General features: G+C 67.0%; 22 protein-coding genes. 7 read left to right on the top strand and 15 right to left on the bottom strand.

Going from position 1 to position 23,426, the window contains the following annotated elements; genetic code table 11:
- Positions 1–26: 26 nt before the first annotated feature.
- Entirely contained in the window at positions 27–1,004 is a 978-nt protein-coding gene (locus tag ACIA5H_RS12520) for an AraC family transcriptional regulator (protein WP_397075915.1), read from the top strand.
- A gap of 56 nt (positions 1,005–1,060) precedes the next feature.
- Here the strand turns inward: ACIA5H_RS12520 and rox are convergent, their stop codons facing one another.
- From rox to ACIA5H_RS12485, 7 genes are all read right to left on the bottom strand, one after another.
- On the bottom strand, positions 1,061–2,491 hold the full coding sequence (gene rox, locus ACIA5H_RS12515) for a rifampin monooxygenase (RefSeq protein ID WP_397075913.1): 1,431 nt from the start codon (positions 2,489–2,491) through the stop codon (positions 1,061–1,063).
- Between the two features lie 449 nt (positions 2,492–2,940).
- Positions 2,941–3,150 (bottom strand): molybdopterin-binding protein, encoded by a 210-nt coding sequence (locus ACIA5H_RS12510; protein ID WP_379254384.1) that lies wholly within the window; start codon positions 3,148–3,150, stop codon positions 2,941–2,943.
- A gap of 202 nt (positions 3,151–3,352) precedes the next feature.
- Positions 3,353–4,189, bottom strand: a complete 837-nt coding sequence (locus tag ACIA5H_RS12505; RefSeq protein WP_397075910.1) for a glutamate ABC transporter substrate-binding protein — start codon at positions 4,187–4,189, stop codon at positions 3,353–3,355.
- A 151-nt stretch (positions 4,190–4,340) separates the two neighbouring features.
- Positions 4,341–5,513 carry a glycosyltransferase 87 family protein gene (locus ACIA5H_RS12500; RefSeq protein ID WP_397075908.1) on the bottom strand — a complete coding sequence of 391 codons (1,173 nt, stop codon included), beginning with the start codon at positions 5,511–5,513 and terminating at the stop codon, positions 4,341–4,343.
- A 128-nt stretch (positions 5,514–5,641) separates the two neighbouring features.
- Positions 5,642–7,042 (bottom strand): DUF2252 domain-containing protein, encoded by a 1,401-nt coding sequence (locus ACIA5H_RS12495; RefSeq protein ID WP_397075906.1) that lies wholly within the window; start codon positions 7,040–7,042, stop codon positions 5,642–5,644.
- Positions 7,039–7,857: a class II glutamine amidotransferase gene (locus ACIA5H_RS12490; RefSeq protein WP_355073888.1), complete on the bottom strand. Its 819-nt coding sequence runs from the start codon at positions 7,855–7,857 to the stop codon at positions 7,039–7,041. The genes ACIA5H_RS12495 and ACIA5H_RS12490 overlap by 4 nt, the downstream gene beginning before the upstream one ends.
- A gap of 61 nt (positions 7,858–7,918) precedes the next feature.
- A complete protein-coding gene (locus tag ACIA5H_RS12485) occupies positions 7,919–8,455 on the bottom strand; it encodes a hypothetical protein (RefSeq protein WP_379254391.1) in 537 nt (178 codons plus the stop codon).
- Between the two features lie 240 nt (positions 8,456–8,695).
- On the opposite strand from ACIA5H_RS12485, the gene ACIA5H_RS12480 reads away from it, so the two are divergent.
- The gene (locus ACIA5H_RS12480) at positions 8,696–9,100 is read left to right on the top strand and encodes a hypothetical protein (RefSeq protein ID WP_379254392.1); all 405 of its coding nucleotides are present in this window, start codon (positions 8,696–8,698) and stop codon (positions 9,098–9,100) included.
- Positions 9,101–9,128: 28 nt separating this feature from the next.
- On the opposite strand, the gene ACIA5H_RS12475 is transcribed toward ACIA5H_RS12480, so the two are convergent.
- The 6 genes from ACIA5H_RS12475 to ACIA5H_RS12450 all read right to left on the bottom strand — a co-directional run bounded on the left by ACIA5H_RS12475 (position 9,129) and on the right by ACIA5H_RS12450 (position 15,822).
- Positions 9,129–10,523, bottom strand: coding sequence for an MFS transporter (locus tag ACIA5H_RS12475; RefSeq protein WP_397075903.1), 1,395 nt, complete (start codon positions 10,521–10,523; stop codon positions 9,129–9,131).
- Between the two features lie 14 nt (positions 10,524–10,537).
- A complete protein-coding gene (locus ACIA5H_RS12470; protein WP_397075901.1) occupies positions 10,538–12,376 on the bottom strand; it encodes a glycoside hydrolase family 15 protein in 1,839 nt (612 codons plus the stop codon).
- A gap of 401 nt (positions 12,377–12,777) precedes the next feature.
- Positions 12,778–13,827 (bottom strand): ABC transporter ATP-binding protein, encoded by a 1,050-nt coding sequence (locus tag ACIA5H_RS12465; protein ID WP_397075899.1) that lies wholly within the window; start codon positions 13,825–13,827, stop codon positions 12,778–12,780.
- Complete coding sequence (gene modB / locus ACIA5H_RS12460) at positions 13,824–14,582, bottom strand: molybdate ABC transporter permease subunit (RefSeq protein ID WP_397076046.1); 759 nt, start codon at positions 14,580–14,582, stop codon at positions 13,824–13,826. Before modB ends, ACIA5H_RS12465 begins: the two co-directional genes overlap by 4 nt.
- Positions 14,583–14,632: 50 nt before the next feature.
- A complete protein-coding gene (gene modA, locus ACIA5H_RS12455) occupies positions 14,633–15,412 on the bottom strand; it encodes a molybdate ABC transporter substrate-binding protein (RefSeq protein WP_379254396.1) in 780 nt (259 codons plus the stop codon).
- Positions 15,413–15,423: 11 nt separating this feature from the next.
- The gene (locus ACIA5H_RS12450) at positions 15,424–15,822 is read right to left on the bottom strand and encodes a TOBE domain-containing protein (RefSeq protein ID WP_355073899.1); all 399 of its coding nucleotides are present in this window, start codon (positions 15,820–15,822) and stop codon (positions 15,424–15,426) included.
- A 271-nt stretch (positions 15,823–16,093) separates the two neighbouring features.
- Between ACIA5H_RS12450 and ACIA5H_RS12445 the strand changes: the two genes are divergently transcribed.
- The 5 genes from ACIA5H_RS12445 (at position 16,094) to ACIA5H_RS12425 (ending at position 22,363) form a co-directional block, all read left to right on the top strand.
- Complete coding sequence (locus ACIA5H_RS12445; protein WP_397075895.1) at positions 16,094–17,290, top strand: PucR family transcriptional regulator; 1,197 nt, start codon at positions 16,094–16,096, stop codon at positions 17,288–17,290.
- Positions 17,291–17,448: 158 nt separating this feature from the next.
- Positions 17,449–18,900, top strand: a complete 1,452-nt coding sequence (gene lpdA, locus ACIA5H_RS12440) for a dihydrolipoyl dehydrogenase (RefSeq protein ID WP_397075893.1) — start codon at positions 17,449–17,451, stop codon at positions 18,898–18,900.
- A gap of 10 nt (positions 18,901–18,910) precedes the next feature.
- Positions 18,911–20,077 carry a pyruvate dehydrogenase (acetyl-transferring) E1 component subunit alpha gene (gene pdhA / locus ACIA5H_RS12435; protein ID WP_397075891.1) on the top strand — a complete coding sequence of 389 codons (1,167 nt, stop codon included), beginning with the start codon at positions 18,911–18,913 and terminating at the stop codon, positions 20,075–20,077.
- A gap of 19 nt (positions 20,078–20,096) precedes the next feature.
- Positions 20,097–21,080 carry an alpha-ketoacid dehydrogenase subunit beta gene (locus ACIA5H_RS12430; protein WP_379254401.1) on the top strand — a complete coding sequence of 328 codons (984 nt, stop codon included), beginning with the start codon at positions 20,097–20,099 and terminating at the stop codon, positions 21,078–21,080.
- A gap of 17 nt (positions 21,081–21,097) precedes the next feature.
- A complete protein-coding gene (locus ACIA5H_RS12425; RefSeq protein ID WP_397075889.1) occupies positions 21,098–22,363 on the top strand; it encodes a dihydrolipoamide acetyltransferase family protein in 1,266 nt (421 codons plus the stop codon).
- 11 nt (positions 22,364–22,374) lie between these two features.
- Here ACIA5H_RS12425 and ACIA5H_RS12420 read toward each other — a convergent pair whose 3' ends face one another.
- The gene (locus tag ACIA5H_RS12420) at positions 22,375–22,848 is read right to left on the bottom strand and encodes an iron chaperone (protein ID WP_397075887.1); all 474 of its coding nucleotides are present in this window, start codon (positions 22,846–22,848) and stop codon (positions 22,375–22,377) included.
- Between the two features lie 53 nt (positions 22,849–22,901).
- Positions 22,902–23,258, bottom strand: a complete 357-nt coding sequence (locus ACIA5H_RS12415; protein WP_356964301.1) for a VOC family protein — start codon at positions 23,256–23,258, stop codon at positions 22,902–22,904.
- Between the last annotated feature and the right edge of the window lie 168 nt (positions 23,259–23,426).

The following is a 23,426-nucleotide window of genomic DNA, read 5'->3' as shown; positions in this document are numbered from 1 at the left end:
TTTGTGATCGTCTAACGTTGCTCGCTGTGGACGTGCTGAGTGATCTGTTGCATCGAGCGCGAGTGGGCAATACCGAGGTGCGCCAGCTCATCCAGCGGCCGCCGTGGTCACTGACCTTCGCCGCATCCGGACATCCAGCGCTCGCTGTCGTCGCGGTGCTGGGCGGTCCGGCGCACTTGCGGCTCGACGATGCCCACACGACAAAGGTGCCGGTGCCCGAGGGCGGTATCGCCGTGGTGAAAACGACCCGCGGATATACGGTTGCCGATAGTCCGACCACCCCGCCTCAGATTTTGATCGAGGAGGGGCGCAAAGTCGTCCTCGACCACAGCCGGGAACCGGGCGCGCTCCGGAATATGGGCCCACGCACCTACGGTGACGGTTTGCCAGGAGCCACGACAGTGCTGCGTGGCTCCTTCGTACTTCATGGCGACGTGGGCGAGCGAGTACTCGATCTGCTGCCACCCGTGGCGGTCGTACCTGCCGGATCCCGGACCAGCGCCGCGTTGCATCTGCTCACCACCGAAGCCGCCCGGGACGAGCCGGGACAAGACGCCGTCCTGCATCGGTTGCTCGATCTGGTGCTCGTGTTGGCGCTGCGCGCCTGGTGGGCCGCGCCCGGCGCGACACCACCCGGCTGGTATCACGCGATGATCGACCCGCGGATCGGCCGTGCTCTCCACGCGCTCCACAACGATCCGGCCCACCGCTGGACCGTTGCCGCGTTGGCCGAGGAGGCCAACATGTCCAGAGCCTCCTTCTCCGCCCGCTTCACCGCCTTGCTCGGACGCCCGCCGCTGACCTATCTCACCGATTGGCGAATGACCCTGGCCGCGGACGCCCTGCGCGATACCGACGCCACCGTCGCGACCATCGCTCATCAAGTCGGATACCACGACGCCTTCGCTTTCAGCGTCGCGTTCAAACGCGCCCACGGGGCCGGGCCCTCGGCCTGGCGGCGCCAGCAGACCATGCGTCCACCGCCAGACCGAGACAACCATTGACCGCCCTATCCCGCTGTCCCCGGTGCACTCGCGGGGTCCGGCGGCCAGTCGGCGAATCAGCCCGCTGCGGCGCCGAACCACCGGGGCAGGTGCTCGAGCAGATCCTGCTGGTCTGCACCGACCCAGGCCACGTGGCCGTCCGGCCGCAGCAGCACGGCGGGCACCTCCAGTTCCTCGCTGACATCGACGACGTGGTCCACCCGATCCGCCCACCCCGTTACCGAAAGCCGGCCCGTCTGGTCGAGCAGCAACCCACGCCCGCCGTGCATCAGTTCGTAGAGACGACCCCGCTTCAGCCCGACGTCCCGCATCCGCCGGCCGAGCAGGTCGTGCCCCTCGCCGAAGTCGTAGCGGACCCCGACCGCGGTGATGATCTCGGTGATATACCGGTTGACCTCCTCGAAGTCCATCAACTTCGAGAACAGCTCGCGCAGCGCGGTCGCGCCAGGATCGGTTCCCATCAGCGTGATCTGCGCACGGGTGTTCTCCAGCACACGCGCGCCCACCGGGTGTCGTTCGGCGTGGTAACTGTCGAGCAATCCCTCCGGCGCCCAGCCGTTCACCTCGGCAGCCAGTTTCCAGCCGAGGTTGAACGCGTCCTGGATGCCGAGGTTCATCCCTTGCCCGCCGGTCGGCGGGTGGATGTGCGCAGCGTCGCCGGCCAGCAGCACCCGGTCGACCCGGTAACGCTCGGCCTGCCGCGTAGCGTCGCCGAAGCGGGACAGCGAGCGCGGGGAGTGCACCCCGAAGTCGGTGCCCGAGAACGCCCGCAGTTGCCGCTTGAACTCCTCCAGGGTCGGGGCCGCACGATCGTCCGACACGCCCTCGGCAGGCACGACGATACGGAACAGCCTTCCGTCGTCACCGGAGCGGGCGGCGCCGAACCGCTTCTGCGTTTTGTGGACTTCCTCGACGATCGCGGCCACCTTCGCCGGGTCCTCGGTCACCTCCATTTCACCGAGCAACGTCTCGACTTTGGTGGGTTCGCCGGGGAAACCGACGCCGAGCAGTTTGCGCACCGTGCTGCGGCCGCCGTCGCAGCCGACGAGGTAGCGCGAGCGTAGTCGCGTGCCGTCGGCCAACGCGACGGTCACCCCGTGCTCGTCCTGACTCAGCCCCACCACTTCGCAGCCGCGCCGGATCTCGGCGCCGACCTCGAGGGCGTGCTCGTTGAGCAGCCGTTCGGTGACGGGCTGTGGAGTGGCGAGACCGTACGGGTGCGCCGTCTCCAACCGGTCCGGCCACGGCTTGACGATGCCGCCGAAAAGACCGCCGACTTGGAACTTTTTACTGACCGCGAGGAACCGGTCCAGCACGCCGCGCTGGTCCATCATCTCGACACTGCGCGCGTGCAGGCCCTGCCCCCGGGACAGCGTGGACGGTTCCGTCTCCTTCTCCAGTACAAGCGTGTGCACGCCGTGCAGCCGCAACTCGCTGACCAGCATCAAGCCGGTCGGTCCGCCGCCGACAATGATCACGTCAAACATGAACCGCCCATCCGTTGGTGTCGCATCTCGGCCAGCTGGTCCGGCGGAAACCCGCGAGCGCACGTGCCTCGCGAATCGCCGATTTCCGCAGGTTCTGGCTTCGGCCGAAGATTTTGCAGCACTACCCGGGCCTTGCCGCAAGTCCCCCAGTGCGATATATGTTAAAAGGGAAGAGAAATTGGTTCTTCCCCGTCTGCGCCCGGTATGGACATCCTGGCAGCACCCATCCCACATTCGGCCAGTGCGTTCGCTTCGGTCTGGCAAGAAGCATCAAACCCACGCGTCGGGTGGCCGGTCCACGCTTCTCGACCTCAGCATGCCTCGCAGGGTCGGGCGCGTCCGCCGTGTAGATGAGTCGAAGCGGAATCTGCCGACAATATCCGGTCCGCAGATGATGTGACCAACGAATATAGGGCCGTCCCAGCGGAATTGGCGACGGTGGCGCCCGGCTATTCGACGCCGAGCGCCACCTCGGTCGACTTGATGAGGACCTTGACGCGTGTGCCTTCGGTGAGTCGCAGGTCATCGACTGCGTCGCGGGTGATCGAGGAGGTGATCTCATCACCCCCGGTGAGCCGGACCCGGACCACGGCCATGGCTTCGCCGCGGGTGATCGAGACGACGGCGCCGTCGAGTTGGTTGCGGGTAGATAGCTGCATGCCGGTGATGGTACGCACGCCCGGCCCGGGTGGCGGGGATTGCCGACGGGGGTGTCAGTAGGCGTCGCGGACGTGACAACCGGCTACCTCACCCCCGCCCCAAACCGGGGCTTGCTCGACACGACGGTGGATATGCCGTCCGCATGCACGAAATGTGCAGCGGGATGCTGTTCGTGCGGCTGCCGGAATCGGTGAGTGCCGATCAGTATCGGTCGACGGCGGGCGGCGTCAACGTCGAATCACGCAGCGGCCCGATCGTTTCCTCGAACGCCTTCTGCCAAGAACCGTCGGCGACCATTTGCTCGATCGCGTCGTTGATCTTGTTCCGGGTTTCCTGGTCGCCCTTCTTCAGGCCGATACCGTACTTCTCGGTGGTGAACGTGTTGCCGACCAGCTTCAGTTCCCCTGACGCCTGCCCCGCGAAACCGGCGAGGATGATGTCGTCGGTGGTCACCACATCGACCGAACCGCGGCGCAGAGCTTCGATGCACTGCGAGTAGGTGTCGAGTTCCACCAGCTGAACATCTTTGGCGTAATGATCCTTGACGTATTGCGCCGGGGTGGAGCCTTTGACCGAGCAAAGTTTCTTGTTGCCGTTCAGCGACTCGACACCGGTGATATCGGTGGTCTCCTTCTTCACCAGCAGCGCCTGCCCGGCCACGAAATACGGTCCGGCGAAGTCGACTTTCTCCTTACGCGCGTCGGTTATCGAATAGGTGGCGACGATGAAGTCCACCTCGCCGTTCATGATCATCGTCTCCCGCCGGGCCGACGGCGTCTCTTTGAAGGTGATGCCGTCGGGCCGCACGCCGAGCTTGCTCGCTACGTACTTGGCGATCTCGACGTCATAGCCTTGGTAGGAGCCGTCCGCTTCACGGAATCCGAGTCCTGGCTGGTCGAACTTGATGCCGATGGTCAGCTTGCCGTCCCGCACGTGATCGGCGGTGGTCGCGGCGTCGCTGCCGCCACCGCAGGCGGCGGCGACGAGGGCGACGGCGATCGCCCCGATACCGAGGCGAAGTGTTCGGGTGATCCTCATCGAATTCGGCTCCTTCTCACGGTGAGCTGCCGGTCCGGGGGCCGACGACACGTCATCTTTCCCGGAACATCGATCGCCCGGCTCGACTGTCCCTCCCGCCAGTGGAAAGTTCGGGGACGTGGCCGCACGCGCCGGAAGTGCACATCGTCGTTCAGGCCGACGACGCGGCCCCGACGACCGTTATCGGCACTTCCGGGCTTTCACGAGACGGTTGGAAGTTGTCGCGCCACAGACGTACGAGCGACCACGCGGTTGCGCAGAGCAGCAGGCCATTGCGCACTGCCAGGACCACTACTCCCGGCCCGCTTCCGGTGGCGACCCGGTCGTAGAGGAACGGGAACTCCACCTGACTCGCCAGTGCCGTCGCGAGTACCAGCACCAGCACAGGCCGCTGCGTGGTGCGCGGGTCGAGCGCGCAGACCGCGGCGACCCCGACCGCCCACACCAAGTACTGCGGGCTGAGCACCCGACTGGCCGCCAAGGCGAGGAGCACCGCCGCCAATGCCAGATCCGTCGCCGGAGGACGCACGCGCCACCAGGTGATCAGCAACACCGCGCCCCCGATGATCATGACGGCCACGCATCCCCTGGCCACGGCGGACACCGCAGGGCCGGACAGCTCCTCCGCCCCGTAACGATGCACGATGGTCCAGCCGCCGTTCATCAGCCGAGAAACCAACAACGGCGTGGCAGCGACGGATTCGATCTGCAATCCCCGCTTCGACTGAAACTCCAGAAACGACCACGCGCCCGGACCCAACGCGGTCAATCCCGCCATCGCAACCAGACCGGCGCAGGCCGCCGCCGCGCTCATGCGCCACAGCGTCCGTCGGCGCAACCCGAGCACGACCACCACCGGCCACAGTTTCAGCAACACACCCGCGGCGGCGGCCACGCCTGCCGCCGCCGGTCGGCGCGCTGACCACAACAGTGCCGCGATCGCGGTCGCGGCTACGATCAAATCGAATCGGCCGTAACAGACCCGGCCAAGGAAGGCCACTCCGAGCGTCCAAATCCACGGCCCGGCCTGCGCTGTCCGCAGCCCGTCAGCCCGCGCCGCCCTGATCAACAAGCTGAGCACACCGGCATCCGCTGCCGCGACCAGCGCGAAGAACAACCAGTTGTAGCCCAACCCACCGCCGATCAGCCAGGGCACCACCAGCAACGCACCCGCCCCGGGCGGATACTGCCAGCGTTCGTCGTCCAACGGGAAAGCGTTCTGGTGCACGATATGTTCGGCCCAGGCGCGGTACAGGGTCAAGTCCGCCGCCGAGGCATCCCAGACGCTGTGCGGCAACGCCGTCACACCGGTGAACACCACCATCAGTAATCGAGTAACCACCCAAACGACCCACAACCTCGACACCGACGACAGCTCGCGCACAAGGTCGCAGCCTAACCGTCCTGCGCAATGAGCAAGGCGCCCACGGGCATTCGCAGACGACGACGGTCTTACATTCCGGTTCGCGCGGTGATGCGGCCTTCCTGCATCGCGCGCTCGAGTTCGGCATGGTCGCGCGCGTTCTGGTCGGCGTAGGTTTCGGCGTATTCCGCCATGGCATGGTCGAACTCGTCTGTCGTGCCGAGGTACGAAGCGATCGCTATCCGGTCGCCCGCGCGGGCGTGTGCGTAAGCCAGCACCCGCCCGCACAGTCGGCCGTAGAGCCGCAGTCCCCTGGGACCCATGGTCTCGATCACCGCCGAGCCCTTGCCGTCACGTAGCTGCCGGAAGTAGAAGTCCCGCTGCTCGCCGTCGATGTCGGGACCGTGTTGCCAGCCCAGCAGGATGTCGCTCGCCGCCTGCATCAGCCGCTGCCCACGCACTACCCGCTCCCCCTGGTTCGGATACGACGGGCCCGCCAGATACCGTGCCAATACCGACGGTTGGGCCTCTTTCGCCTGCAGAAACAACGGATCTCCGTCGACTCCCAGCAGCAGGACGATCCAAGCGCGGGTGCCCACGCTCCCCACGCCGACCACCTTGCGCGCGGCTTGCGCGAACTCGAATTGGTCCAGCAGCGCGCGGCGATTGTCCTGCAGAGTCGCACGGTAATCGCTGAGACGTTGGCGCAGTTCGCGATACAGCTGCTCGGCGTCGACATCGGCGAAGAGTTCCTCGAGCGGGACGAGCAGGGGCGGGTCGCTGATGATCCGCGGCCTGCCGTCGACACGAGTGGTCAGCTTCGCCAGGGCGTGGTGACTGTCGTGCGTCCGCGACTTCGCGAGCGCCTTGCGCACCCGCTCCTGGGTCGAGGTGTCCAGCTCGTCGCGCAATTCGGGCAATTCGGCGGTGGGATCGATGCGCGAGTACCACACGGCTGTGGTGCTCCGCTCGGCTTGGTCCCGCATCGTGGTCCGGTATTCCGCCGCGCACGCTCGCGTGACTTTCAGCCGCTGTTTCGCGGAGAAGCCGTTCTCTCCGGCGGCGACCGCCAGGCTGGTGACGAGCCGTTTGACATCCCATTCGAACGGACCGGGGTACGTCTCGTCGAAATCGTTGATGTCGAAGGCCAGGCGGCGTTCGGGTGTCGCGAAGATTCCGAAATTGCTCAGGTGGGCATCACCGCACAGTTGAGTGTGCAGCCCCGTCGTGGGCGCTCGGGACAGATCGTCCGCCATGACCAGGGCCGCGCCGCGATAAAAGGCGAACGGTGAGTTCGCCATGCGGCCGTACCGCACCGGAACCAGTTCCGGAATCCTGGATCGAGCCTGCCGATCGAGCAGGTCGACCGGGTCCCTGCCGGTGGCGTCGTGTTCGGCGAGAGCGGCGAAAGGGGTAGTCCGCCGAGCGGATTCACCCTGCTCGGCACGTTCGGCGCGGGTGGCGATCCGATCGGCCGTCCGGTGGGTCACGGTGCGACCGGCTCGAACGGGCGCGTTTCATCGTGACCGAGGCGGACGACGCCTGCCGACGATTCCTGGACTTCGTTCCACGCTCCCGGCAGGTCACGCAGCGGCTCGGAGACCACGAACCGGGCCTCCTCCCCCAGCGCGCGGAGAGCTTTCACCTCCGGATGCAGGGCGCGCACTTTCGCGACATCGTTGGAATAGAACAGCGATCGCGTCTGCCGCTCGGTGGAATACCGGAAGAACCACATGGATTCGCCGTCGGTGGTCGCGACGGTCATCTGTACCGGAGCCTCGACCTCGTGCGCCCGGCCGACGTCTTCGACGAGGCCGACCGCGCGGGCGACCGCCTCGAACGGGTCGTGGACGAGCCCGAAGGTCAGGGCAAGGAAGAAGAGCAACTCGGAATCGGTAGATCCCTCGATGTCGGCGAACAGGAGCGGATCGACCGCCGTCATCAGATCACGCTTGCACTGGCGGAACCCGCGCAGCGCTCCGTTGTGCATCCACAACCAGTGCCCGTGCCGGAACGGGTGACAGTTGCTGCGCTGCACCGAGGTCCCGGTCGACGCGCGCACGTGCGCGAAGAACAGCGACGTGCGCACCGCGCCCGCGATCTCCCGCAAGTTGCGGTCGTTCCATGCCGGTTCGGTGTTCTTGAACACCGAAGGTCGCGGGCCATCGCCGTACCAGCCGATCCCGAAGCCGTCACCGTTCGTGGTCGTCGCACCCAGTTGGGAGTGCAAGCTCTGGTCGATCAACGAATGCGTCGGCCGGAACAAAAGGTCCTCGGCCCGGATCGGCTCTCCTGAATAAGCCATCCACCTGCACATATATCGATTGAAGCAGAGCAGGCGGGGTTCGGCCACAGCATCCGCGCGATCAGTGGGTCATGATCACCTTGACCACCACGACGGTGGTGGCCGCAACCGCCAGCAGCAGGGCCTCGAGCAAGGTCGAACGCCGGGGACGCGCACCGTTGAGCCGCTCGATGACGAACACGATTCCGCCGATCCGGATCAGCATGACCACCTCCGCGAGCAGCTGCGCAGTGCGCGGTTCGAGCCATCCGAGACCGGCGATGCCGAGGATCACGCAAGGCAGCACCGCCGAGCTGAGGATCGGCACGGAGTCCCGCATGTCCATCCAGCGCTCCCGAGCGGAGATAGGACGGTTCTGCTGGACGCTCTGGCCGACCCCTTCGGCGAAAGAGTGTGCGATGAACGTCGAGAAAGCCGTCCCGAGGACGATCAAGATGCCGACGTGTTCGGCGGAGGTCGTCACCGGTATCAGCGCCGCGAGTATCAGCACGTTCCCGTAGACATAGGCGCTGATCCGGCTGGCCGCGTTGCGGCGGTCCAGCGGAGCGCTCCGGGAGAACAGCGGTCCGTGTAGGAATGCTTGTCTGCTGGCTTCCATCGACCTCTCACCGAGTTCGTCGCCGGGCCATCCGTCTTTCCGAGTCGTGCCGAGCCCGCGGCAAGGCCTACTAAATAGTAGCCAGAAGATCGCTGGGGATTATGCTGAACACCGGCGCACGGCGACGTGTGCGGGCTCTGTTGTTCCAGGTTTTCGGTACGTCCCATGCGGATCGGGCAAGACGCCCCGTCAGACCGATGCATCGCTCCGTGCATCGCCGATGAGAGAGGTGACCGGCAAATGTCAGCAACTGATGACCATTCCGTCAAGCAGGCGGTCGCGGCCACTACTTCGATCGGCGCCGCGGTCCTGCTGTTGGCCGCCGGGCTCCTGTCGATCTTCCAGGGGATCTCCGCGATCGCCAAGGATGATCTTCTGGTCTCCGGAACGAATTACACCTATCAGTTCAGTACCACCACCTGGGGGTGGATCCATCTCGTTCTCGGCATCTTGGTGGTGATCGCGGCGGTCGGGCTGATCGCCGGCGCTATGTGGGCGAGGGTCACAGCGGTGTTCCTCGCCGCGCTGTCGATCCTGGCGAACTTCCTGTGGCTGCCGTACTACCCGTGGTGGTCGACCATCGTCATCGCCTTGGACGTCGTCGTGATCTGGGCGGTCACGACCTGGGAGCCGAGCCGCATGTGACCGGCAGCGGCCGCGGTGCCGGTGCGGGTCAGGTGTCGCGCGACGCCACGGGCGGCGCCGACACCGTGCGGCGGGGCAGCAGCGCCGCGGCGAGCAGTCCGCCGAGGCCGATCGCGGCGAGAACGCTCATCGCGGCGGCGTAGGCGTGACCGCCGGGATCGGCGACCAGGATCGTCCCGGCCACCGCGGTACCGAGCGAGGAACCGAGGTTGGACACGCTGCGCGACAACCCCGAGATCTCGCCCTGCAGTTCCTCACCGAAGCTGGACTGCACCACGTTGACCGACGGGGTGAGCATCACGCCGAGGCCGAGCCCGATCAACAACAGTCCGGGGGCGAACGCCCACGGGTTCAGCGCGCTGCCCGCCAATGCCAGCAGCACCACCACGCCGATGATGGTCACCAGGAAACCACCCATGATGAGGGTGCGCGCGGCGCGGCGCCGCGCCAGTCGTCCGGCCGACAGTGACGAGACCAGCAGGCCGATGGTGGCGGCGGTGAAGATGACGCCGGTCTCAATGGCGTTGTATCCGCGCACAACCTGCAGATACGCCGAGACGACGAACGAGGTGCCCATCAACAGCAACCACTGGATGTTCTGGGTGACCAGGCCGAGGTTCGACGTGCGGTTGCGGAACAAGCCGGTCGACAGCAGCGGCTCATGCCCGGCGCGCTCCTTGTTGCGGCAAGAGACGAAGAACCAGGCGAGGAACATCGCACCGAGTGACAGCAGCGCCAGCATCAACCAGAAATTGTCGTCGGCGGCCAGAATGCCCATGACGAGCAGGATCAGACCGACCGCCGACAGAATCGCACCCCCGAGATCGAAAGGCCGCGTGGGGTCCGCGGGCAGCGGGTCGGTAATGCGGCGGCTGAGCAGGATGATCGCCACGATGACGAGAACTTGGAAGCCGAAGGCGGCGCGCCAGCTGAGCCCGGAGGTGATGAGTCCGCCGATCAACGGTCCGGCCGCGGCGCCGATGCCGCCCATGGCCATGATGGCGCCGAAGGCCCGTGCGCGAGACGTCGTCTCGGTGAACAGCAAGGTGCTGAGGATATAGACCGGTGGGATCAGCAGCGCGGTGCCGACACCTTCGAGGATCGAATTGCCCAGGATCAGCACACCGAGCGCCGGTGCGAGAGCGCTGAGCACGGCGCCGACGCCGTAGACGGCCAAGCCGACGACGAAACATCGCTTGCGACCGAATCGGTCGGTGAGCTTTCCGCCGGGGATCATCAGCGCGGCCATCACCAGCAGGAAGATCGTGATCGTCACCTGCACCCCGTGCACGGTGGTGTTCAGGTCGGCGCTGATGTCGGTGATCATCACGTTCATGTTCGAACCGGCGAAGCTACAGATGAACTGCGCCAGCGCGAGAGGAAGCAGCACCCCGCGCGGTCTGGACCCGGTCGGCTCCGCCATCCACGCGCCCCGGGTCAGGAACCGTCCGGCCGAGCTTCGGCTCGGTCGAGCTGTTCGTCCAACGCCATCGCCGCGGCGACCAAGGCCAGGTGCGTGAACGCCTGTGGGAAGTTGCCCAACTGCTCGCCGGACGGGCCGATCTCCTCGGCGAAGAGACCGACGTGATTGGCGTAGGTGAGCATCTTGTCGAACGCGTAGCGGGCTTGGGTCAATCGCCCAGCACGGGCCAGCGCCTCCACATATAGGAAACTGCACAGATTGAACGTGCCCTCGACGCCGCGTAAGCCGTCCGGGGAGGCTTCGGGGTCGTAACGGTAGACCAGGCTGTCGCTGACCAATTCCTCGTCCATCGCGTCGAGCGTGCTCAGCCACGCCGGATCCTGCGAGGACAGGAAGCCCATCCGCGGCATGAGCAGCAGCGACGCATCCAGCACCTCGGTGGCGTAGTGCTGCACGAACGCCTGCCGCTTCGAGCTCCAGCCGCGCTCGATGATCTGGTTGAACACGGCGTCCCGTTCCCGTGTCCAGCGCGCGACGTCCGCGGGCCGAGAGTGTTCGATCGCCAGCCGTACACCGCGATCGAACGCGACCCAGGTCATGAGACGGCTGTAGGTGAATTCCTGTTGACCACCACGAGTTTCCCAAATCCCCTCGTCGCGCCGGTCCCAGTTCTCGGTGAGCCAGTCGATCAGGTTCGCGATCGCCCGCCAGCCCGAGATTCCGCCGATATCGGACATCTGCGCCAGCGCGTCGGCCGCCTCACCGTAGATGTCGAGCTGGATCTGATCGGCCGCCGCGTTACCGACCCGCACCGGCGCCGATCCGCGGTAACCCTCCAGATGAGAGAGAATCTCCTCCTCCAGTCGAGGATCGCCATCGATGCGATACATGATCTGCAACGGCTCACCAGAAGTGGTGTCACCGGCTTCCAGCCGCTCGCGCAACCAGCGCCGGAAGGCATACGCCTCTTCGGCGAAACCCAAATCGTTCAGCGCCCGCACCGACAGGGACGCATCCCGGATCCAGGTATAGCGGTAGTCCCAGTTGCGTTCGCCACCGACCTGCTCGGGCAGGCCCATGGTGGCCGCGGCGATCGGTGCGCCGGTCGGTGCGTAGGTGAGCAACTTCAGCGTGATCGCCGAGCGATTCACCATGTCCCGCCAGCGCCCCCGGTAGGTCGACGAACGCAGCCACGACTGCCAGAACGCGCGGCAAGCCTCGAATTCGGCGATGACCGCTTCCCGCACCAGCGGGACCGGTACGGCGCCGTCGCTGTCCATACTCGTCAACACGAGCACTGTCGTCTCCCCCGCCGACAGGGTGAACCGCGCGGACACGTCATCGCCTTCGGCGTGAAACGACACCGGGTCGGTCGCCTGCAGGTGCAGATCGGTGCCCGGACCTCGGAAGATCGCCGAGCACTGATCGTGCAAAGTGAGCGTGTGTGCGGCGCGCGCGTAGTCGAACCGTGGTCGGCAGCTCAGCACGAAAGGCAAAGTGCCCCGCACCACCCGGGCGATCCGCACCAGCCGATGCCGGTCAGTAGGGGCGGGATCACGGATCGGCTCCATGAAATCGATGACTTCGCCGACCCCACTCTCCGCCATGAACCGGGTCACCAGTACGGCCGTGTCCGACAGGTACAACTGACGAATCGTCACTTCGGCCTCGGCCAGATCCGCGGACAACTGACAGCTACCGCCGCGCTCGCTGTCGAGCAGTGCGGCGAAGACGCTCGGCGAATCGAATCGCGGAGTGCACCACCAATCGATCGTGCCCGCCGAGGACACCAGCGCCGCGGTTTGCAGATCACCGACGATACCGTGCTCAGCGATCGGTGGATACGCGTTCATGGGCACTCCTCAGTGGAATCGACCGAACGGACAACTCAGCCCAGCGCAACCGATCGCCGCATCCCCTACACGAGAGATGCGACCTTCACAGTGTGCGCCATCTCAACCGGAAAAGTGAACAGCTTACGTGTAGCAAATCTGAAACAGTCACGATGCGCAGCCGCGGGTACGCCGCCACCCTTTCTCGAGCCGGACCTTGCGTATCACGTCATGCGCACATTCCACGCCGTCGACGAATCGCTCGGCCCATGCTTCCGCACCCGGGGATGGGCTCGTCCTACCTACCCGCGCCTGCGGCCCCGCTCTTTTCCGACCATGTAGCCAGAACATCGGATTGCCACGGCTTCCAAGACATCCGGGCAGCTCGGCCGACGGCACGGCGGCTCGACGCGTACGCTGAATCACGCTGGGTAGGAACGAGTTTCGGTGGCCTTCACCGCAGCCCACAGCCGCTGGCCCGGACGCAGTCGCAGCTCGGCGACGGTGGCCGGTGTGATGTCGGCGAGCACGGGCGGTGCGCCGTCGAGACGAATCCGGGTGATGTGCGCGTGTTGCTCGATGCCGGTGATCGTGACCGGCCAGCTGTTGCGGGGGCTGCCGACGGGTTGTTCCGGATGCAGGCCGACCGCGTTCGGGCCGAAGGCCACATGGACTCGCCCCTCGGCGGGTTCGGCAATGGTGAGGCTGCCGCCACCGTCCAGGTCGACAGTCGTGCCGCGAGCCGTGCCGCGGTAGAGGTTGAGGCCCATCAAAGTCGCCACGTAGTCCGAGCGTGGTCTCGCCGCGACCTGCGCGGGCGGTCCTTGCTGGACGATCTTGCCATCTTCGAGGATGATCAGCCGGTCGGCGAGGACCATGGCGTCGAGGGGGTCGTGGGTGACCAGCACGGTGTGGCCGGGGTAGTCGCGCAGATGGTGGGCGAGGTCCGAGCGCACTTGGACCCTGGTGCCGGCGTCGAGTGCCGCGAGTGGCTCGTCGAGCAGCAACAGCTGCGGTTCGGTGGCCAGCGCGCGGGCCAAGGCGACCCGTTGCGCCTGTCCTCCGGACAGTGCCCGGGGTTTGCGAAGTGCGTAATCGGCCAGTCCGACCCGCGCGAGCCATTCGGTGGCCCGCTCCCGCGCGACGGCACGCCGACATCCGCGGGCGCGCAGCCCGAATGCGACGTTCTCCAGTGCCGACAAATGCCCGAACAACAGGTAGTCCTGGAACACGACGCCTACCTGTCGACCTTCGGCGGGAACGAACGCCGACGGTGGCGCGTCCCAGGTGGTTCCGTCCAGCCGGATGTGCCCGCGGGTCAGCGCGATCAGCCCCGACAGGGCTCGCAGGGCAGTGGTCTTGCCCGCCCCGTTCGGTCCCAGCAGAGCGGTCACCTCGCCCGGTGCGGCGGCGAGAGGCAGTTCGAGCGCGAAATGCCCTCGGTCGATCCGCAGGTCGGCCTCCAAGCTCATATCGCTCCCCGGATCCACCGTTCGCGCAACGCGACCAACACGGTGACCGAGACGGCCAACAGAACGAGGCTGAGCACGATCGCGGCGTCCGGATCGGTCTCCAGCGCGAGATAGACCGCCAGCGGCATAGTGGTGGTGCGGCCGGGGAAGTTACCGGCGAAGGTGATGGTGGCGCCGAACTCACCGAGCGCACGGGCCCAGCACAGCACCGCGCCCGCGACCACTCCGGGCAATACCGACGGCAGGGTCACCCGGCGGAAGGTGTACCAGCGGGTGGCGCCGAGCGTGGCGGCCGCCTCCTCGAAGCGAGGATCGGCCGCCCGCAGCGCTCCTTCGACGGAGATCACCAGGAAAGGCATGGCCACGAATGCCTCGGCCACGATTACCCCGGCGGTGGTGAACGGCATTGAGACACCAAACCATTCGTAGAGATACCGCCCGATCAGCCCCCGCCGTCCCAGCACCAGCAGCAGTGCGACACCGCCGACCACCGGCGGCAGCACGAGCGGTACGGTGACCAAGGCCCGGATCAGCCCGCGCCCCGGCAGTTCGGCGCGCGCCAGCACCCAGGCCAGCGGGATGCCGAGGACCACGCAGATCGCCGTGGCCGCGGTCGCGCACACCAGCGAAAGCCGCAGTGCCTGGCCGACTTCGACGCTGAACAACCGATCCGGCATGGTCGCCCACGGCGCTCGCGCCAGCAACCCGATGAGCGGTAGGGCGAGGAACGCCAGCCCGCAGCCTGCGGGCAGCATCAGCGCGACCGGTCGCCGCCCGAGCACCGCCCGCCGCCGCGAGGGCGCGATCACGGCGTGTCGAATCCCGCCGCGGCGAAGACCGTCTCGGCCTTGTCCGAGGTCACGAAGTCGACGAACGCCGCCGCGGCGGCCGCGTTCGGCGCGTGCGCCAGCGGCGCTACCGGGTAGTCGTTGATCGCCTTGCCGGACTCCGGGAAGTCGATGCCCTCGACCTTGTCGCCCGCCGCCTTCACGTCGGTGCGGTATACCAGCGCCGCGTCGACCTCGCCGAGCGTCACCTTGGTCAGCACCGCCTTCACGTCCTGCTCGCGGGTATCGGGTTGCGGGGTGATGTTCGCCGTCTCGAACACCGTCTTGGCCGCCGCGCCGCAAGGCACCTGCTCCGCGCACAGCGCGAGCTTGGGCTCGGTCCTGCCGAAATCGGCCAACCCGGTGACGTGTCCCGGGTTGCCCTTGGGCACCGCGATCTCGAGCCTGTTGCGCACGAAGGTGACCGGCGCGGCGGTGACTTCGCCCTTGTCGCGGACCTGCTGCATGTTCTTCGGCGCCGCCGAGGCGAACACGTCGGCCGGTGCTCCTTGGTTGATCTGTTCGGCGAGCGCGGAACTCGCGCCGAAGCTGTAGATCACCTTCACGCCCGGGTGGGCGGCCTCGAATTGCTTGCCGAGTTCGGTGAACGTCTCGGTCAGCGAGGCGGCGGCGAACACGGTCACCGTGCCCGAGACATGCTCGGCGCCGGTGTGTTCGGTCGCGTCGTCCGAACCACAGCCGGCCGCGGTCACCACAGCCACCACCGTCGCGGTGGCGACACCCAACTTGCGAATCATCCTCATCCTCGTCAACTTTCCGGTATCTCCACGACGACGTGCGTGGACTTCACCGATGCGACAGCGACGCTGCCGACTTCCAGACCGAGCTCGTCCACCGATTCCCGGCTCAGCAACGACACCAGCCGGAACGGTCCGGCCTGCATCTCCACCTGCGCCATCACCGTGTCCTTGACCACCCGGGTCACGATCCCGCGCATCCGGTTGCGGGCCGACGCCGCGACCGTCGCACCGGGTGCGGGCGCCTCGGCAGTGGCGCGCAGGAACTCCGCGAGCTCGCGGCCGCTGACACCCTTGCGGCCGTTGTCCAGCTGAATCGCGGTCAGACGGCCCTGATCGATCCATCGACGCACCGTGTCATCGCTGACACCCAGCAACGCGGCGGCTTCGCTGATCCGTAGATTCGACACGAGCGACAGTTTATTGCCGCATTCACGGTAAAGATAGTCGGTCAGATCCGCTACTTCGAGTACTCTCGTTCGCCCGCGCCCGGCGGCTTCTCGTGACGGCAGGGCGTTGTCGATGTCTTCACCAGCCGGACTGCGCCGCAGTGCGGCGATGTCACCTACCCGCCGGGGTGGAGCGTCGCTGTCGATGCGGCAATCCGACGGCTATACGGTCGTGATAGGCCACCGCTCGCGCAGTCGTGGCGCATGGCAGACGACAAGGAACCCGAGCGACATGTCGATATCGAAGAAGGCGCATCCGAACGCGCGCACGCGGGAATTGGTGGCCGCCTGCCGTGCGGAGATCCCCGCGCTGACCGATCGGCTGATCTCGGAGATCTTCACCGACAACCCCGACTGGACCGATTATTCGCGGGTCGCCCGCGCCGATCTGGTCGACGGCTGTCGCCGGTACGTGACCCGCATCCTCGACCTGTTGGGTGCTCCCACGACCGCGTTCGACGACGATGTCGCCGCGTCCATCGGGCGCCGCCGAGCCGAACAGGGCGTGCCGCTGGAAGCCATGTTGCGCACGTTCCGGCTCGGCGGCCGGATCGTCTGGGAGGTCCTGCTCGACCGAGCGGACGATCTCGCTCCCGGCGAGATCCGCGCGGCGGGCACCGCGTTGTGGGCCGTGATCGACGGGCTGTCCACGTCGCTGGTCACGTCTTACCGGAATACCGAATTGGAGCAGTTGCGCAGCGACGAACGCCGTCGGCACGCCCTGATCGAGGACCTGCTCGCCGGCCGAGGCAACGACACCACCTTCGCCGCGCGCGCCGCACGTGAGTTGAACCTTCCAGCCGGTAGCGACTACCTCGTGGTCGTCGCCTGCGGTGCGGGCGAGGCGATGCACACCGGCACCGAGACGGCCTTGGCCGCGGTCGGCATTCGTTCGGTGTGGCACGATCGCGTCGACTCGACGGTCGGGCTGATAGCGGTCGAGCGCCACGACGTCGCCTCGGTGTTGCGACGGATCGAACCGCATGTTCGCGGACGAGCAGGCGCCTCGCCGACCGTCGGCGGCCTGGCGCAGGTCGGCACCGCACACGGCTGGGCACTGCTCACCCTGCAAACCTTGCCCGAGGACGCGACAGGACTCGTGCCGCTGCACCAACGCTTCCAACATGCGCTGTTGCTGCGCTCGACCGACGTGACCGACATGCTGGTCGCCCACACCCTCGGTCCGGTACTCGCACTGCCCGCCGCCGAGCGCACGACCTTGCTCGACACGCTCGCGGCATGGTTGGCGCACGACTGCTCGGCGGCCCATGCGGCGACACGGCTGCACTGCCACCGCAATACCGTGATCAACCGCCTCCATCGCGTCTCGACCTTGCTCGGCCGCCCGCTCGAAGGCCAGCGCAGCTATGTGGAACTGTCGCTGGCCCTGGCCGCCCTCGACCTCGACCGGCCAGCGGATAGAGCCTGATCCGACCTCATCGGATTGGGCGCTGCGCCCAATCCGACGATTGCACTACTGGGCTTCGTGGCAATTGTGTGTGCACTACGCTACGGCAACACTCGATAGCGATGATTCGCCCCACAACCGGAGGCGGATCGGATCATCGAGGACGAGGAGCACCACGAGTGCCGGATTTCGATCTACTGGTGGTCGGCGGCGGCCCGGGCGGGTACGTCGCCGCCATCCGCGCGGCCCAGCGCGGCCTGCGGGTCGGCTTGGTGGAGAAGGAGCGCCCGGGCGGCGTCTGCCTCAATTGGGGCTGCATTCCGACCAAGGCGATGCTGCGGTCCGCCGAGATCTTCCGAACCATCACCGCCGCAGCTGATTTCGGCGTGTACGCCGACAACGTGCGCTATGACTTCGCCGCCGTGCGGCAGCGCAAGGACGGCATCGTCAAGCAACTCACCGACGGTGTGGCGAGCCTGCTCGCCGCGAACGGCGTGACGGTGATCGAGGGACACGCCCGCTTCACCGGTCCGACCAGCGTCGAGGTATTCGAGGCGGGACAATCGCCGATCTTCCCAGGCGGCCCCCGCTACGCCGCCGCTCCGACAGCCACCGCCACCCGGACGATCAGCGCGAGCGACGTGATCATCGCGACCGGATCGGTGCCCGCTCGACTGCCGATTCCGGGCGCGGACCTGCCGGGCGTCATCACCTCCGACGGCGCGTTCGGGCTGACCGAGGTGCCCGAACGCCTCGTCGTCATCGGCGGCAGCGCGGTCGGCGCGGAATGGGCCAGCCTGTTCGCGAGTTTCGGCAGCCGGGTCACCATCGTCGAGCTACAGGACACCCTGGTGCCGCTGGAGGACGCCGACGTCGGCGCCGCCCTGGGACGGTCGTTCACCAAGCGCGGCATCACCGTGCTCACCGGCTCGACCGTCGAAGCCATCGCACGGACCGATGCCCTGCGCGTCACCGTCGCGGGCGAGCACGCCGGTGAACTCGACGCGGAGGTGGTACTTGTCGGCGTCGGACGCCGTCCCAACACCGCCGACCTCGGCCTGGACCGCGCGGGAATCGGCACCGACCCTCGGGGATTCATCCCCGTCGACGAACGGCTGAGCACCGGCGTCGAACACGTCTACGCCATCGGTGACGTCACCGGGCGTGCCCTGCTCGCACACGTCGCCTCGCATCAGGGCCTCACCGCCGCGGACGTGATCGCCGGCCATCCGGCGCACATCGACTACACCGCGATCCCGGCCGCCACCTTCACCCACCCGGAGATCGCGAGCGTCGGGCTCACCGAGGCGAAGGCCCGCGCCGCCGGGCACGAGGTCGTCACCGCCCGATTCCCCTTCGCGGCACTCGGCCGGGCGAAGACCTTCGGCGAAACCGAGGGCTTCGTCAAAATCGTTGCCGGACAGCGTCATCGAGAAGTGCTCGGGGTGCACATCATCGGCCCGTCGGCCAGCGACCTGATCGCCGAGGGCGCCTTGGCCATTGCGCTGGAGGCGACCCTCGACGAACTCGCCGACACCATCCACGCCCACCCCACTCTCGGCGAGATCGGCATGGAGGCGGCCATGGCCGGACTCGGACTGCCCGTGCACATCCCGCCCCGGAAGCGTTGAGGAGCCTGCCGTGACCACCAGCACCGCATCCCGCAAACCGAGTCGCAAGACGGCTCGGTCGACGGCCGCACACACCTCCGCGCCGGTCGCCGAGGAGCGCAAGAGCGACGCCGCCGAACCCGCACGGACGCAGGACGACTCCGTTCCGGCCGACGCGCGCATCGCCGCGGAGGATCCCGACAGCCTGCGCGGCCTGTACCGCGACATGCTGTTCGTGCGCCGGTTCGAGGAGCGCACCGCCCAGAGCTATCAGCAGGCGAAGATCGGCGGCTACTGCCATCTCAACCTGGGCGAGGAAGCCACCGTGATCGGTCTCGGCGCGGCCATGCGCCCGACCGACTATCTGTTCACCAACTACCGCGAGCACGGATACGCGCTGGCCAAAGGCATCGAGCCCGGCCGCGTCATGGCGGAACTGTACGGCCGCTCCACCGGCACCTCCAAGGGCTGGGGCGGTTCCATGCACATGTACGACACCGCGACTCGCATGCTGGGCGGTTACGCCATCGTCGGCGGCCAGGTTCCGCTGGCCGTCGGCGCGGCGCTGGCCATCGACTACCGCGGCGAGGACGACGTGGTGGTGTGCCAGATGGGTGAGGGCACGACGAACATCGGTGCGTTCCACGAGTCGCTCAACATCGCGGCCCTGTGGAACCTGCCGGTGGTGTTCCTGGTGATCAACAACCAGACCGGCATGGGCACCACGGTCGAGCGCTCCTCCGCCGAGCCGGATCTGTGGAAGCGCGCCGCCGCATACCGCATGCGCGGGGAGCGTGTCGACGGCACCGATGTGCTCGCCGTCCGCGATGTGGCCGGTGAGTTGATCGAAACCGCTCGGCGCGAGAAGAAACCCGCGCTGCTCGAGGCGGTCAGTCACCGCCTCAAAGGCCACTCCGTGGTCGACCCGGCGAAATACCGTACCGAAGAGGCGGTCTCGATCGCCCGCGGCAACGATCCCATCGTGCGCTGGCGCGACGCGCTGCTCGCCGCCGGTGTGCTGGACGATCGGTCCGTGGCCGCGCTCGAAGCGGAGGTGACGGCCGTGGTCGCCGCGGCGGTCGAATTCGCCGACACAAGCCCCCATCCGGAGCCGTCGAGCCTGTTCGACTACAACTACGCGACGCCCGTGGCGGGCGATTCGCGTCGCCTGCCCGCCGATCCGCTCTTCACCCATTAAGGACATCACCGTGGCTGTCATGACCTATCGTGAAGCGCTGCGCGAGACCCTCCGCGAGGAGATGCGGCGCGACGACGATGTCTTCCTCATCGGGGAGGAGATCGGCATCTTCGAAGGCTCCTACAAGATCACCGCGGGACTGCTGGCCGAATTCGGCGAGAAGCGGGTGCGCGACACTCCCATCGCCGAGGAGGGTTTCGTCGGCGCCGCCATCGGCGCCGCCATGCTCGGACTGCGCCCGGTCGTCGAGATCATGACGATCAATTTCTCACTGCTGGCGCTGGATCAGATCGTCAACCACGCCGCGAAGATCTACGGCATGTTCGGCGGCCAGACCAGCGTGCCCATGGTCATCCGCACCCCGGGCGGCGGCGGGCAGCAACTGGGCGCGACGCATTCGCAGAACGTGGAGTTGTACTACGCCTTCGTGCCGGGCCTGAAGGTGGTCGCGCCGAGCACTCCGGCCGACGCGCGTGCGCTGCTGAAAGCCGCCATCGAAGACGACGATCCGGTGTTGTTCCTGGAGAACCTGTCGCTGTACAACACCAAAGGCGAAGTGCCGGAAGATCTTCCGAGCGCCCAGATCGGCAAGGCCGCGGTCACGAGAACCGGCTCCGACATCACGCTGATCGGGTACTCGCGAATGGCGACGATCTGCTCCGAGGTCGCCGAACGACTCGCCGCCGACGGTTTCTCGGCAGAGGTCATCGACCTGCGCAGCCTTCGTCCGCTGGACCGCGCCACCCTGATCGAGTCCGTCCGTAAGACCGGCTGCGCCGTCATCGGCGAAGACGACTGGCTCACCTACGGCATCGGCGCAGAGGTCGCGGCCTCCATCTCCGACGGCGCCTTCGACTACCTCGACGCCCCGGTTCGCCGGGTGGCCATGGCCGAGGTGCCGCTGCCCTATGCCAAGCCGCTCGAACGACTCGCCCTGCCGTCGGCCGATTCGCTGTACACCGCCGCAGTGGAAACCCTTGCGGCAGTGGGCAAGCGACGCTGAAAGACCAGAGGACATTCATGCCCGAAATCACCATGCCCCGCCTCTCCGACACCATGGAGGAAGGCGTCGTCGTCTCCTGGCTCAAGCAGGTGGGCGATCCGGTCGAACAAGGCGAAATCCTCGCCGAGATCGAAACCGACAAAGCTCTCATGGAGCTCGAGGCGTACGACAGCGGCGTGCTCGAGCAAATCCTCGCCGGTGAGGGCGCGCGGGTGCCGATCGGAACACCCATCGGCGTCATCGGCGACGGCAGCGGAACTACCGCGAGCGGCCCGAACGGGGGTACGCCCGCCCCCGCCGAGGAGCAAGCTCCTGCCGGACACGGTGCGGAGCCGGACACTCGCCCGGTTCCGGCTGTCACGGTGACCGAACCCACCGTCGACTCCCGCGCAACGGTGCAGCGAAAGAAGACGTCGCCGCTGGCGCGCAAGATCGCCGACGAACTCGGCGTCGACATCACCACCGTCGTCGGCACCGGCCCCGGTGGGCGCATCATCCGGCAGGATGTCGAATCCGCCCATCGTGCAGCCGAACTCGATCCGCCGCGGAAAGTCGTCCCCGCTCCCCCGAGCGAGCTTCCCGCTCCGGCCGCAGGCGACTACGAGGAAATTCCGCTGACCACCATCCAGCGTGTCTCGGCCACGCGGCTCACCGAGAGCAAACAACAAGCTCCGCACATCTATCTGACCAACGCGGTCGATGTGACCGACCTCTTCGACTTCCGCGCACAGGTCAACGCCACGCTGGCGCAGACAGGTGTGAAGGTCAGCGTCAACGATCTGCTGCTCAAGGCCGTCGCCGTGACGCTGCGGAACAACCCTGCGGTCAATGTCTCCTTCGCGGGCGACAAATTGTTGCGGCACCGTGGCATCAACCTCGGTATGGCGGTCGCGACGCCCGCGGGCCTTCTCGTTCCTGTGCTGCGCGACGCCGATCGCAAGAGCGTGTCCGAGATAGCCGCCGAGAGTAGGGACAAAGCCGAACGCGCCCGCGAACGCAAGCTGCGCACCGACGAGATGAGCGGCGGCACTTTCACCATCTCCAACCTCGGTATGTTCGGCATCGAGCACTTCACCGCCGTCATCAACCCACCGGAGGCCGCCATCCTGGCCGTCGGCGCGGCCACGGACGAACTGCGTCTGGACGACGGTGAAATGGTGACCCGCAAGATTCTGCGGGTCACCATGTCCGCCGACCACCGCGCCATCGACGGAGCCGTGGCCGCACAGTTCCTGCAACAACTGAAGGACCTGCTGGAACATCCACTCCGCATCGTGACCTGACGCTTCGGCGCTCAGCCCACCGCCTTGCGCACCAGTTCGCCGATCCTCGCCTCCTCGGCGGCGGTCACCTTCGTCAGCGCGAAGTACGTCGGCCACATGGCGCCGTCGTCGAGGGTGGCGATATCGCTGAAACCGAGAGTCGCGTAACGCGATTTGAACTTTTCCGCGCTCTGGAAGAAGCACACGACCTTGCCGTCCTTGGCGTAGGCGGGCATGCCGTACCACAGCTTCGGCGACAGATCCGGAGCGCTGGCTCGGACGACGGCGTGCACCCGCTCGGCCATGACGCGATCGGATTCGGCCATTCCGGCGATCTTCTCGAGCACGTCCTTCTCCCCGTCCGCCTTCGTCGCGCGCGAGCCGCGGCGCGCGGCCGTCTTCAACTCTTGGGCGTGCTCCTTCATCGCGGCGCGTTCCTCGTCGGTGAATCCCACCGCGGTCTTGGTCTTGGCGCTGGTGCGGGTGGCGGACTTCTGCGCGGTCATGAGTGTGTCTCCTTCGTCTCGGACAGGGGTGATTTCGATGGTGGTTCGGGCGCTCATCGGTCCTGGATCAGCCCGAGGACGTGGCCGTCGACGTCGGTGACGGTGGCCACCAGGCGGCCGCCGCCGACATCGTGGGCGGACTCCGCCACAGTGGCGCCCGCGGCGGTCACTTCCGCCAGCTTCGCCTCGATGTCCGGCACGTGCCAGTAGGCCACCGGTGCGGTCATTCCCTGCGGTCCGCCATTCGGCACCAGCCCGATGTGCTGGCCCTCGGCCTCGAAGCCGACGTAGTAAGGCGAGTCGGTCTGCGGCGCCGTGCCGAGCAAAGCGGTGAACAGCGCCTTGGCTGCCGCCAGGTCGGACACGGGATGCAGCACGGTCTTGATTCCCTGGGTGGGAGAGCTGGTCATGATCACTCCTGAACTCGTCGGTCACGTCGTCCCGGTGTGCCGTTCTGTCGGGCGAACCGGGCGTGCTCACAGCATCTCTCCCGGCGACTGCGACGCACATCCGTGGCGACCACGGAACCGTCCACTGATCGGGCCACCGATCGACTACGGCAGCAATCCGTACCCGGG

The sequence above is a fragment of the Nocardia sp. NPDC051900 genome (genome assembly GCF_044452545.1).
Classification (GTDB): domain Bacteria; phylum Actinomycetota; class Actinomycetes; order Mycobacteriales; family Mycobacteriaceae; genus Nocardia; species Nocardia sichangensis.
The sequence above is the reverse complement of the archived record's forward strand: the minus strand, read 5'-3'. Positions and strand labels throughout refer to the sequence as shown.